Below are 12242 nucleotides of genomic sequence, written 5' to 3' on the forward strand. Positions count from 1 at the left end.
AGGCGGCTTTTTTTATTGATACGTTGCAAAATGAACCTTAAAAAATACAGGAGCCATCATGATTAACGTAGGCATTGTCGGAGGTACAGGCTACACAGGGGTCGAGTTGCTGCGGTTGCTGGCACTTCATCCCAAAGTAAGAATTAAGGCAATCACATCGCGTAACGAAGCGGGAATGGCGGTTTCCGAGTTATTTACCAATCTCAGAGGGCATATCGATCTCAAATTCAGTGATCCCGCAAATGCGAAGCTGAATAAATGCGACTTGGTATTTTTTGCCACACCCAATGGAATTGCAATGCAGCAAGCGGAATCCTTGCTTAAATCGGGTGTTAAAATTATTGATCTTGCAGCGGATTTCCGGATCAAAAATGTCTCCGAATGGGAAAAATGGTACGGTATGCAACATGCTTGCCCAGGCCTCGTGGCTGAGGCGGTTTACGGACTTCCAGAAATTAACCGGGAGCAAATTAAAAATGCCCGGTTAATCGCTAATCCAGGTTGTTATCCCACCGCAGTGCAACTCGGTTTCTTACCGCTCATTGAGGCAAAAGCAATTGACACTGATCACCTGATCGCTGATGTCAAATCGGGTGTATCCGGTGCCGGCAGAAAAGCAGAAGTTCATACATTACTGGCTGAAGCAGGCGATAACTTCAAAGCCTACGGCGTGCCTGGTCATCGACATCTCCCTGAAATTAAACAAGGACTGTCGAACGTCGCTAAACACCCGGTAGGTTTGACTTTTGTTCCGCACCTCGTACCAATGATACGCGGAATCCATGCAACACTTTACGCCCGACTTACCAAAAAAGTTGATTTGCAAGCCCTCTACGAACAACGTTATCAGAATGAGACCTTTGTCGATGTATTACCGGCGGGAAAACACCCTGAAACCCGGTCCGTCAGAGGTTCGAATCTTTGCCGTATCGCGGTACACCAGCCACAAAATGGCGACACTGCCGTGATTTTGTCAGTCACTGATAACCTCGTCAAAGGCGCAGCAGGACAGGCAATACAAAATATGAATATCATGTTTAATCTGCCGGAATCGCTCGGTATTCAGCAGATTCCTTTACTGCCGTAACTTTGCAGAGTTAACAAAATCTGTTTTTCTGACTTGATTGCGGTAAGATGTTCAGAGCATCCGGCTTGAATGGCCGGATGTGCTCTATGAACAACAAAACATCAATCTATAAATCAAGCAAGTCCGGTGCGCACTACTTCTCCACAAAAAACAAGAATTCCTCGTGTTGTTGTCAGGCCATTTCGTACCTGGCAATTTTATCTTGCCGTAGGCATCGTCAGCAGCTCACTCATTTTTTTATTGGCCTGGGCTATGTACGAAACCGGCAAGCATTCTGAAAGCACGTTCATAGACGTCAGTGAAGAAAATTCCGGCTATTCATTCGATCCCGGAGTTTGCCGGCAAACAAAGAAACGTCAGTTGTGTACACAAATCGGTGAATTGACCCAGCAATTACAAATCGGCAATACCGCCAATCAGAATCTTACTGAACAAGTAAAATCTCTAGCGCAAGAAAACGATCAACTCAAAGAAAAATTAGCTTTCTTCCAACACCTTGTTGCAAATAACGCCAAAAACGGGATCTCTATTTATCAGTTCAGCTTAAAAGAAACTCAGATCCCGGGAAAATACCGCTATGCATTAACTTTGATTCAAAGTGGCGAGCGCCCGAATGATTTCAAAGGCAGTCTTAAATTTCAAGTTAAATTATCCCAAAATGGGCAGAGTAAGCTTATCCCTTTAGTCAATAAAAACTCCCATCGTAGTTTTCCAGTTGAATTCAAATTTCTGCATCGACTGGAAGAAAGTTTTATAGTTCCGCCGGATACCAGCGTTGAAAATATACAAGTACAAGTTTTTAAAGAAGGCAGCAGCAAAGCCATTCTTACCGAAACCGTGCCACCGGCCTTGTGAAGGAGATAAAACATGTTCGGCAGAAAAAAGAAAAACCAGTTACATCACCATATTGATACTTTAATTGGTGCAAATACCAAATTGACTGGAGATATTCATTTTACCGGCGGCTTGCGGATTGACGGACATATCACCGGTAATGTCATCGCCACAGGTGACGAACACGATACCTTAGTTCTTAGTAATGAAGGCAGTATTACCGGCAAAATCAGCGTTGCTAACGTTGTAATTAACGGTACAGTCAACGGCCCTGTTCATGCGCCAATTTATCTGGAATTACAAGAAAACGCCAAAGTTTATGGAGACGTTCAGTACGGTCTGCTGGAAATCCATTTGGGCGCTTCCGTTCAGGGAAAAATGATTCATCAGCATTCTCAGGAAAGCGATCATGCAAAAAATATGGATAAAATGATACCATTAATTCCTGCTGCAACCGATCAGCAGCAAACTCCCACAGAAACAGTTGCAAAATAACGCTCGCTTTGAGCTGAACCAGTAATAATTTTCATCTACAGGACTGTAAACGTATATGAATACACAAATCAATGCACCACTTAATTTTACCGAAAACGCGGCTACCAAAGTCAAACAGCTCATCGACGAAGAAGGTAACAATAATCTTAACCTCAGGGTTTTTGTCAGTGGTGGCGGTTGCTCGGGATTTCAATACGGTTTTACTTTCGACGAACAAATCAATGAAGACGATACCGTGATGGAAAAAAACGGTGTAAAACTGCTGGTTGACCCTATGAGCTTTCAGTATTTGATTGGCGCCGAAATTGACTATCAGGAGAATTTGCAGGGCGCGCAGTTCATTATAAAGAATCCTGGCGCCACTAGTACTTGCGGGTGCGGGTCGTCATTCTCCGTGTGATACGAGTGTGATTGGAATCACCCGCTATTCAGGCAGGATGAATTGCACCCAGAATTCTATCGCCTTTTGCACCGGTCACCGATGCCAGATTCCCGGTCTCCCGTAGCAGGGTTCGCTGCGCCAGCCACGCAAATGCAAAAGCTTCAACCCAATCGGCAGCGACACCAAGCAAATCGGTCTTCTCGACCTTTCGCCCAGGCAGCTGATCGGTCAAACCTTTCATCAACGCTGTATTGTGAGCACCACCGCCGCACACATAGATTTCTTCCGTATCCGGGCAATTGTCAACAACCGCCGCAACTATCGAATGAGCAGTCAATTGCAGCAGTGTCGCCTGCACGTCTACCGGTGGTTCACTCCCCGAAATTTTCTGTTGCAGCCATTCAAGATTGAACCAATCCCTGCCGGTGCTTTTAGGCGGATTGCGTTCAAAGTAAGGGTCTGCCAGTAAAGTATCCAGCAAAGCTGGGATCACATGCCCACTAGCTGCCCAGCACCCATTACCATCATAATGTTTCCCGGTATGCTGCAAGCACCACGCATCCATTAGCAAATTTCCTGGCCCGCTATCGAAACCTATCACCGGCAATCTGGAATGCAGCCGAGTAATATTAGCAATGCCGCCGATATTGACGATCACGCGAGGACTACTAGCATGCATGAATACAGCCTGATGAAAAGCGGGAACCAATGGCGCTCCCTGACCACCGGCAGCAATATCTCGGCTGCGAAAATCGGAAACCACAGAAATCCCGGTCAACTCAGCTAGTAACGCAGAATTAACCAGTTGTATCGTATAGCCTCTGGTTTTTTCCGGACAATGACGGACCGTCTGTCCATGACATCCAATAGCTGCTATCTGTTTTGAATTGATTCCCACGCCTTTCAGTAAACCTGTAACCGCCTGCGCATAACAATGCGATAACTGATTACCAAGAATTGCCGCGCGATGCAGTTCATCATTTCCGCATTGATGGAGCGCCAGCAATTGCTCTTTCAGTGCATCATCATAAGGCTGAAAGTAGGTTTGCAACAGCGCCGGGGAGTTACCCTTAAAATCCGCTAAAACAGCATCCACGCCGTCAAGGCTGGTACCTGACATGATGCCGATGTAAAAAGTGGATTCCAACTAACTTAATATTTGAGGAATAACAGAGTCCGGTAATCCTTCATAAGGTTATTGCCGATTCTGGCGATGAGAAACATCGCCAACTCGTCAGATTTCCAATTGATTATTCGATTGCGGCCAGCTGGATGCTACGCATGATATTGAGGCGCGCAACCAACGTTTGTGCTTCTTTCTGGAAATTGTTCAAATCCCGTTTAGCAATCGGCGGCGCTGTTGGCAGCATCACTTTCGTCGGATCCCGCTGCACACCATCGACACGTAGTTCATAATGCAGATGAGGACCGGTTGCCATACCGGTAGAGCCGACATATCCAATCACGTCCCCCTGATTGACTCTCTTACCCTTTGATAATCCTGATGCAAAGCGAGATAAATGACCGTACGCAGTCTCGTATTTCCCGTTATGTTTCAACACCACCAGATTACCATAACCGCGTTGCGATCCGGAGAAAGCGACAATGCCGCTTGCCGTAGCTTTCACTGGCGTTCCTGTCGGTGCGGCATAGTCGATACCGCGATGAGCACGCCATTCTCTCAAAATCGGGTGAAAACGAGCATTAGTGAAACCGGAACTCACGCGCGTGAAAGCAAGCGGTGACAACAGAAACGCTTTGCGCAGACTGTCGCCTTCAGGTGTGTAATATCCATCTGCGCCATTCGATGATTTAAAATAAACTGCCTGATGGGATTTTCCCTTGTTAACGAACTCAACGGCTAATACCTGCCCGGTTTTTGCCCGCCGACCATTATTTGAGAATGTTTCATAGACAACGGTAAAGCGATCGCCTTGGCGCAAATCGCGATAAAAATCGATTTCCGAAGCAAAGATTTCAGTCAACTGCATCGCGATATTGTTTGGAATACCGGCATTATCGGTGGCTGCAAACAACGAGCTTGTGATTACGCCGGACTTCATATGAATTTGACTATCGAGCTCAATAGACTGCTCGGTCATCTTAAACTCATCATCCGTTTTTTCCATCAGAAACAGCTCTTCGTTACCGAAAAAATAACGCAGCGATAATAATTCGCCCTCAGCGGTTGTCTGAGCATAGATGGTTTTTCCTGGCTTCAGTTGACGCATAGCGCGGCTGCCACGTGCCGCTTGGAGGAAATCGGTGGAATCCTGACTGCTGACATCCAAGCGATTAAGTATGCTTGCAATGGTATCGCCACGACGGATACTTTCCTGACGCCAAAAGGTTTGATTAGCTTGTGCTTCGGCCAATGCATCCGGTATCGACAAATCAAGATCAAGAACTACTTCTTCTACTTGGACACTACCGAATGAAGGAGAGTTAGGTGCAATTCCGAATGCCGTTACTATGCCGAAGAGCGGGATGCTGGATAAAGCCACCAGCCAGCGAATTGATTTTTTTGTTAGTTTTGATGATTTTTGAGCTAGAATCCTTTGTTTACTGCTAATAGACGTATATAGCATCTATGAAGTACCTCCAGTCGTTTGTATCATTTTTGCAAACAGGCGCGAGTCTAACATGAAAATAGTAAATTTGTACTAGAAAACTACTATAAAAGTACTAAAAACTTAACTCACATTATCAGATTGTCAATATAAATCATTAAGTTAATATTATCGTGAAAAAATCAATAATATCTGATCTTGGCATTATAAAGCGTGGCAGTCACGAACTATTAGTTGAAACAGAGCTGGAAAGTAAGCTTATTTCCGGGCATTCGTTACGCGTTAAAGCCGGATTTGATCCGACAGCACCGGATTTGCACTTAGGACATACGGTATTAATCAACAAATTACGCCAGTTACAAGAGATGGGACACCATATACTGTTCCTGATCGGTGATTTCACCGGCATGATTGGCGACCCCAGCGGCAAGAACGCTACACGCCCGCCCCTCAGCAGGGAACAAGTCGCGGAAAATGCCAAGTCGTACACCGCACAAGTTTTTAAAATCTTAAGACCGGAGCAAACCGAAGTAGTATTCAATTCCACCTGGATGGACAAGCTTAATGCCGCGGATTTAATCAAATTAGCGGCAACGCACACAGTGGCTCGCATGCTGGAGCGTGACGATTTCGATAAGCGTTATCGCAGCAACCAAGCCATTGCCATTCATGAATTTCTTTATCCGCTTATCCAGGGATATGACTCCGTTGCGCTCAAAGCCGACCTTGAATTGGGGGGAACCGATCAAAAATTCAACTTGCTGATGGGACGGGAACTACAAAAACATTTCGGGCAACCCCAGCAATGTATTCTCACGATGCCATTGCTGGAAGGACTGGATGGCGTCAACAAGATGTCCAAATCGCTTAACAATTACGTCGGAATTACCGAAAACCCGAAAGATATTTTCGGAAAACTGATGTCGATATCCGATCAATTAATGTGGCGCTATCTGGAATTGCTGTCTTTCGAATCACTGCAAACCATTCAGAAATGGCGCGAAGAAGTCGAATCTGGCCGCAATCCCCGAGACATCAAAGTCAGGTTCGCGCAAGAAATTGTGGCGCGATTCCATAGCCAGCGCGATGCCGAAGAAGCGCTGGCGGATTTTGAAGCACGCTTCAAACACGGTGCGATACCCGACGAAATCCCTGTAACTACGATTCAAGCATCCGATGCAGAAATTCCGCTGATACAAGTGTTGAAACAAAGCGGATTAACCGCCAGTACCAGCGAAGCATTGCGCATGATCGATCAAGGCGCAGTGAAACTGGACGGAGAAAAGGTGGATGATAAATCCATGAAATTAAAAAAAGGAATTACGGTTGTCATCCAAGTCGGCAAACGAAAATTTGCTAAAGTAGCGATTCAATAAATTGCTTCGTTCTTCGTTGCATGATATCTCATATTCAAGTATACTTCGCGGCCAAAGTTGGTTAGAGAGAATGTAAAAACTAATCAACTTTGTCTGGTTTCATCGTTCCTGACCTCTCTTCAATTTTGTTTCCCGGAAATTGTATATCACCTTGGTTAGCGGCGATGCTTTATTAATGCGCTGACAAGGGTACGCTCCCTATTGCTCACAGTACCGTGACTAGGTACGTGCGTTTCATTGTCTTTTTTAGGAAATCAACGTGTCTTTTGAAGATTTAAACTTACATCCTGCAATACTCAAAGCAATCCAGGAAGCTGGATACACCACCCCAACCCCGATACAGCAACAAGCCATCCCTGAATTAATCACCGGCCATGATGTCATGGCTTCTGCCCAAACAGGCACCGGTAAAACAGCAGCCTTCATGCTGCCCGCGTTACACATGCTGGCAACACCTTCGCCCGTCCGCAGCCACGGCCCGCGCGTATTGGTCTTGACACCGACACGTGAGCTGGCACTACAAGTCTCCGACGCCGCCAAAAAATACGGCAAATACTTGAAACGCATCAATGTCGTCAGTATTCTCGGAGGCATGCCATATCCGTTGCAAAACCGGTTATTATCGCAACCGGTTGAAATTCTGGTTGCCACACCGGGGCGTCTGATTGATCATATACAACGTGGCCGTATCGATTTCAAACGCTTACAGATGATGGTATTGGACGAAGCCGATCGGATGCTGGACATGGGTTTTATCGAAGATGTCGAAACTATCGCAGCCGCAACACCGGATACACGCCAAACGTTACTGTTCTCCGCCACGCTCGACAGCGCCATCGACAAAGTCGCTGCGAAACTGTTGAAAACACCCAAGTGCATACAAGTCGCATCACCCAAATCCAAGCTAGACAATATCGAACAACGATTGCATTACGCCGACGATATGTCCCACAAAAATCGTCTGCTTGATCATGTATTGCGTGACGAATCGTTAAAGCAAGCGATCGTATTTACCGCCACCAAACGGGATGCCGACACTCTGGCGGATAACCTGCATGCACAAGGCTTTGCCGCTGCTGCTTTGCATGGCGATATGAATCAACGCGAACGTAATCGTACGCTCACCCGGTTACGCAACGGCGGTTTGCGCGTACTGGTAGCAACCGATGTAGCCGCCCGCGGCATCGACGTTGCCGACATCACGCATGTTATCAATTTTGATCTACCCAAATTCGCTGAGGATTATGTGCACCGCATTGGCCGTACCGGCCGCGCTGGTGCAACAGGAACGGCCGTTTCATTCGCCTCGACCAAAGACAGCCTCCACTTGTCCAGAATCGAACGCTATACCGGTCAACGCATTACCTCGCACATCATCCCCGGTTTGGAGCCGCGCATAAAGCCCCGCTTTCATAATAACAACCCCAAGAGCGCACCGAGTGTGACGCAAAAACGCAAACGAGCACCTTTTGCTGGTCACGACAATCGCCCCGGATTAGGCACGGCGGCGCAAACCCATGAACCAGGAAGAAACCGCAACAGCCAGCGCGGCAGATCTTTCGATGACAACCGCGCATTCGGAAACAGCAATCGTGGCGGCGCTTTCCGGAGTAATAATGGCAATAAAGCCGGTTATCAGTTTGCGCGCACTAAGTAATCACTTCTAAAGTTGCTTTGCTCCAAAAAAGAGTAAAGCAACGCTTAACTCCGGTACTATAGGCTTTTCTTACTGGCGTCCAACACTCTCTCCCGCAACATCCGCACGATCCAGTATGCCGCATACGCGGCAACCAAATGCTTGAGCGTATGGCCGCTGACCCAGCCGCTTGTCCAAGCAAAGATTTGCGCATCGAGTATCTCAAACAGCTTTGCGATAGCGTAAAGCGCGATCACTTGAAATACCGTATTGCCATGGCTGTAACGCGATGGGAAGCACAGGCTGATCCATACCATCAGCAGGATCGGATAAAACTGCATCACAAGGTAAAAATTCAGATTGCCGGCGCCTTGTGTTTCGGTCCAATACCAATACAGCACACTTAAAATCGCCAGCGTAACAAGCAACGGTAAAGCTGCCAAACCGGCGGTTATATCCACGCGGTCGACCAGTGTAGCCGCCAGCAGCGCAGCAATCGCTATGACGATGGGTAACCGGTCCCACAGTAAATGATCGATGTCCGGTGTCCAATGATAATAAATCGATCCAAATGCAACTGAAGCGACACTGAAAAACAGCACCCAGTACGGCCAGCTTTCCCGGCGATCTTGGAACACCGATTGCGTTGAATTCCGATGAATTCGCCATAGAAACAGCAAACCGGCGCCGCCACTCACCAAAAACGCCAGATTGGATACCACATCGTTAAAATTCGGGATACCGAGAAAATGGCGCTGATCAGCAAAAAAATGATACTCCGCCGGCTGCGCGACCGGCGGCAAGACGATGGCTGCGATAGCGACCAGAATCGTTATCCCTGTCAGCAACCAAAGGTGATGATAGGTTTTCATTCATCCGCACCGATTTTTTCGGTCTTTATCAATGCATGTGCATAACCGCGTCTTTGAGTCGCGCCACCGGAATAATAGTCATGCCGTCAATGGTTTGCTTGGGCTTGTTAGCCAGTGGAATGATAGCTTGTTTGAAACCCAGTTTGGCAGCTTCTTTCAGCCGTTCCTGTCCGCGTTGCACCGGGCGGATTTCGCCTGCCAAACCGACTTCACCGATGACAATCATTTTTTCCGCCAATGGTTTATTTTTCAATGACGAAACAACGGCCAGCAGAATGGCCAGGTCGGCGCCGGGTTCGGTGATTTTGACACCGCCCACGGCGTTGATGAATACATCTTGATCGTAACATGGGATACCGGCGTGACGGTGCAACACCGCCAACAACATCGCCAGCCGGTTCTGTTCCAGGCCGACACATAACCGGCGCGGATTCGGTGAACGCGCTTCGTCAACCAGCGCCTGGATTTCCACCAGCAGCGGACGCGTCCCCTCTTGTGTAACCATGATGCACGATCCAGGCACTTGCGCATCGTGATGCGACAAAAACAAAGCCGATGGATTTTTGACTTCGCGCAGCCCTTTCTCGCTCATTGCAAACACGCCCAATTCATTGACTGCACCGAAGCGATTCTTGAACGCACGAATCATGCGGAAAGAGGAATGCATGTCGCCTTCGAAATACAATACGGTGTCGACCATGTGCTCCAGCACGCGCGGCCCCGCCAATGCGCCTTCCTTGGTGACATGACCGACCAGAATAATACAGGTACCGCTTGACTTGGCCAGGCGCGTCAACTGCGCTGCACATTCGCGTACTTGCGCGACCGAACCCGGCGCGGATTGTAAAACTTCCGAATAAACCGTTTGAATCGAATCGATCACGGCAACGGTCGGCTTACGCTTTGCCAGCACCGCTTGAATTTTCTCCAGCTGAATTTCCGCATACAAATCTACGGAATGCACATCCAACGCCAGGCGCTTGGCACGCAAAGCCACCTGCTGCGCCGATTCTTCACCGCTGACATACAAAACGGCATGCTGTGTCGACATGTACGATAATGCTTGCAGCAACAAAGTCGATTTGCCGATGCCAGGATCACCGCCCAGCAGCACTACCCCGCCCCGCACCATGCCGCCGCCCAGCACCCGATCCAGTTCCTCGATCCCCGTGGGATAGCGCGGTTCTTCCCGCGCCTCGATCATGCTCAAATTCTGCACTTCCCCGGATTCAGATACCGGACTGAAACGCGATACCGTTTTTTCCGCGATCGTTTCAACCAAAGTATTCCATGCCTGGCAATGCGGGCACTGGCCTTGCCATTTCAGGGTTTGGCCGCCGCATTCAGTGCAGGAATAAATGGTTTTCTGCTTGGCCATAGCGATGGTTGCTAATCGTAGACTTCCGCCTCATTGAATCGGACACCTTGCGCATCCTTAGCCGAGAGAACGGGTGCTGCGCTCAGCGGCCAGTCGATCGCTAAATCCGGATCATTCCAGGCAATGCAGCGCTCATGTTCCGGCGACCAATAATCGGTGGTTTTATACAATAACTCAGCGGTTTCAGACAACACCGCAAATCCATGCGCAAAACCGGGCGGTATCCATAATTGTTTTTTGTTGGCGGCGCTCAATACATCGCCGACCCACTGCCCAAAGGTTGGTGACGATCGGCGCAAATCGACCGCAACATCAAACACTTCTCCTACGACCACACGCACCATTTTTCCTTGCGCATGCTTGATTTGGTAATGCAAACCGCGCAACACATGCCGTACCGACTGCGAATGATTGCTTTGCACGAAACTGACCGGTTCTCCGGCTATGGCTTCAAATTCCCGCTGATTGAAGCTCTCAAAAAAATAACCGCGGTTGTCGCTGAATACACGGGGTTCCAGCATAATGATATCGGGAATTGCCAAACGACTTGATTTCATACCTGATAGCCTCTAACACTCAAAATGCAATTAAAAACCACGTTTCAACACTTGCAGCAAATATTGCCCATAGCCGTTTTTTGCTAACGGTAATGCCAGCCGCTCGAGCTGTTGAGCATCAATCCATCCTTGAAAGTACGCGACTTCTTCAGGACAGGATATCTTCAAACCTTGCCGGTGTTCGATCGTGGCGACAAACTGACTCGCATCCAGCAGCGATTCATGCGTACCGGTATCCAGCCAGGCATATCCACGCCTCATGATTTCCACATTGAGCGTTGCATGTTCCAGGTAAATCCGGTTCAAGTCGGTAATTTCCAGTTCGTTGCGCGCCGACGGTTTCAGTTGCTTGGCATAAGCGACAACATTGCTGTCATAAAAATATAAACCGGTGACTGCAAAATTAGATTTCGGCTGCGCGGGTTTTTCCTCCAGACTCATCACCCTGCCCGTGGAATCGAATTCAACGACGCCATAACGCTTCGGATCGTGCACATGGTAAGCAAAAACACTGGCTCCTGTGGTGCGTTTCATGGCATTGAACAATAACTGCTGAAAATCGTGCCCATAAAAAATATTATCACCTAGGACCAATGCCGAAAGATCGTTACCGATAAACGATTCGCCGATTAAAAAAGCCTGCGCCAGGCCATCGGGGGAAGGCTGTTCCGCGTAAGATATATTCAATCCCCACTGATTGCCGTCTAGTAATAATTCTTGAAAACTGCCGATATCGCGCGGCGTTGAAATCACCAGAATTTCCTGAATTCCCGCCAGCATCAATGTGCTGAGCGGGTAATAAATCATCGGCTTGTCAAATACCGGCAGCAATTGTTTCGATATTGTCTGCGTTACCGGATAAAGCCGGGTGCCAGAACCGCCCGCAAGGATAATGCCTTTTCGTCGTGGAAGCATGGATATAGAATGACTCCTTAATAGAAAACCGGATAAAGCCGGATCAATTCACGATAAACAATAGCGATTGTACTATATCTATACCGCGCGCCCGACGATCACGCACTGCGATATCGGCAGCTTGATAATGTAAAATGATA

Annotated in this window: 12 protein-coding genes; 6 read left to right on the forward strand and 6 right to left on the reverse strand. The window is 48.0% G+C overall.

From position 1 onward, the window contains the following. Positions 1–58: 58 nt before the first annotated feature. The 4 genes from argC to erpA all read left to right on the forward strand — a co-directional run bounded on the left by argC (position 59) and on the right by erpA (position 2816). A complete protein-coding gene (gene argC / locus ACV7NC_RS06850; RefSeq protein WP_458154768.1) occupies positions 59–1087 on the forward strand; it encodes an N-acetyl-gamma-glutamyl-phosphate reductase in 1029 nt (342 codons plus the stop codon). A 126-nt stretch (positions 1088–1213) separates the two neighbouring features. Then, positions 1214–1942 carry a DUF6776 family protein gene (locus ACV7NC_RS06855; RefSeq protein ID WP_458154769.1) on the forward strand — a complete coding sequence of 243 codons (729 nt, stop codon included), beginning with the start codon at positions 1214–1216 and terminating at the stop codon, positions 1940–1942. Positions 1943–1954: 12 nt separating this feature from the next. Continuing rightward, a complete protein-coding gene (locus ACV7NC_RS06860; RefSeq protein WP_458154770.1) occupies positions 1955–2416 on the forward strand; it encodes a bactofilin family protein in 462 nt (153 codons plus the stop codon). 55 nt (positions 2417–2471) lie between these two features. Continuing rightward, on the forward strand, positions 2472–2816 hold the full coding sequence (gene erpA, locus ACV7NC_RS06865) for an iron-sulfur cluster insertion protein ErpA (RefSeq protein ID WP_458154771.1): 345 nt from the start codon (positions 2472–2474) through the stop codon (positions 2814–2816). A gap of 28 nt (positions 2817–2844) precedes the next feature. Here erpA and ACV7NC_RS06870 read toward each other — a convergent pair whose 3' ends face one another. Both ACV7NC_RS06870 and ACV7NC_RS06875 read right to left on the reverse strand, forming a co-directional pair. Continuing rightward, positions 2845–3945, reverse strand: a complete 1101-nt coding sequence (locus tag ACV7NC_RS06870) for an anhydro-N-acetylmuramic acid kinase (RefSeq protein WP_458154773.1) — start codon at positions 3943–3945, stop codon at positions 2845–2847. Positions 3946–4048: 103 nt separating this feature from the next. Further along, entirely contained in the window at positions 4049–5386 is a 1338-nt protein-coding gene (locus ACV7NC_RS06875) for a peptidoglycan DD-metalloendopeptidase family protein (protein ID WP_458154774.1), read from the reverse strand. A 155-nt stretch (positions 5387–5541) separates the two neighbouring features. Here ACV7NC_RS06875 and tyrS point away from each other — a divergent pair, with 155 nt between their 5' ends. Next, on the forward strand, positions 5542–6744 hold the full coding sequence (gene tyrS, locus ACV7NC_RS06880; protein WP_458154775.1) for a tyrosine--tRNA ligase: 1203 nt from the start codon (positions 5542–5544) through the stop codon (positions 6742–6744). Between the two features lie 259 nt (positions 6745–7003). Continuing rightward, positions 7004–8401, forward strand: coding sequence for a DEAD/DEAH box helicase (locus tag ACV7NC_RS06885; RefSeq protein WP_458154776.1), 1398 nt, complete (start codon positions 7004–7006; stop codon positions 8399–8401). Between the two features lie 56 nt (positions 8402–8457). On the opposite strand, the gene ACV7NC_RS06890 is transcribed toward ACV7NC_RS06885, so the two are convergent. From ACV7NC_RS06890 to rfbA, 4 genes are read right to left on the reverse strand one after another with little or no spacing between them, the layout of a single operon-like run. Continuing rightward, the gene (locus ACV7NC_RS06890) at positions 8458–9252 is read right to left on the reverse strand and encodes an alkaline phytoceramidase (RefSeq protein WP_458154778.1); all 795 of its coding nucleotides are present in this window, start codon (positions 9250–9252) and stop codon (positions 8458–8460) included. 28 nt (positions 9253–9280) lie between these two features. Next, on the reverse strand, positions 9281–10630 hold the full coding sequence (gene radA / locus ACV7NC_RS06895; protein WP_458154779.1) for a DNA repair protein RadA: 1350 nt from the start codon (positions 10628–10630) through the stop codon (positions 9281–9283). A gap of 11 nt (positions 10631–10641) precedes the next feature. Further along, the gene (rfbC, locus tag ACV7NC_RS06900; RefSeq protein ID WP_458154780.1) at positions 10642–11187 is read right to left on the reverse strand and encodes a dTDP-4-dehydrorhamnose 3,5-epimerase; all 546 of its coding nucleotides are present in this window, start codon (positions 11185–11187) and stop codon (positions 10642–10644) included. Between the two features lie 30 nt (positions 11188–11217). Further along, complete coding sequence (gene rfbA, locus ACV7NC_RS06905) at positions 11218–12102, reverse strand: glucose-1-phosphate thymidylyltransferase RfbA (RefSeq protein WP_458154781.1); 885 nt, start codon at positions 12100–12102, stop codon at positions 11218–11220. Between the last annotated feature and the right edge of the window lie 140 nt (positions 12103–12242).

Source organism: Nitrosomonas limosa (assembly GCF_054188085.1).